Genomic DNA, 604 nt, shown 5'->3' on the forward strand with positions numbered 1-604 from the left:
CACACTGCTCCCTCCCTCCACACCCGTCGCGCGTCTTCAGCGCCCTCGCCTCCGGTGCCCTGCTCCCCCCCCTCGTTCTTTGTTTCTCCCTCAGGCCCGCATACGGTTTCAGCCTCGGTCTCGTGGCCTCGCTTGCCTACCCCGACATAGACCTCTACCGCTACTACCCCCGCCGCGACCGCCAGTCGGTCCAGACTTCGGTCATGATCTCCCGGGTGGACCAGCTGCTCACCGTCAACCGGTTGATGGTCGAGGCCACCCCCGAACGCGGCTCGGTGCCCGACGGGCTCTACCGCTATATGATCCACTATCTGTCGATCAACTGTGTAGTGACTTCGGTCTTTTTGATCCTGTCGAAAAGACCGGAGAACTACCGGGCCAAGCAAAGTCTCTGGAAGCGGATGAACGACTACTCCCCCACTGTTTCACACGACGTGCGCCACACCTTCCTATGCAGGCTGATCAACATGCCCGGCAAACCCGGACGCCTGGCCATCCGGCTGGGCTACAGGATCGCCGAAGCCGCCGTGGGCTTAAACTGAGCCTCTCCCCCTCTTGCGAGTGTCCTGGTCCTGGCTGTCAGCGTTGCGAGGCAGGAGTATGC

General features: G+C 62.3%; 1 pseudogene. It reads left to right on the forward strand.

The features are described from left to right. Positions 1-542, forward strand: a pseudogene (locus CRD60_RS08340) (glycosyltransferase family 2 protein); the annotation flags it as partial. Positions 543-604: the final 62 nt, after the last annotated feature.

It is taken from the genome of Bifidobacterium aemilianum (assembly GCF_003315635.1).
GTDB lineage: Bacteria > Actinomycetota > Actinomycetes > Actinomycetales > Bifidobacteriaceae > Bifidobacterium > Bifidobacterium aemilianum.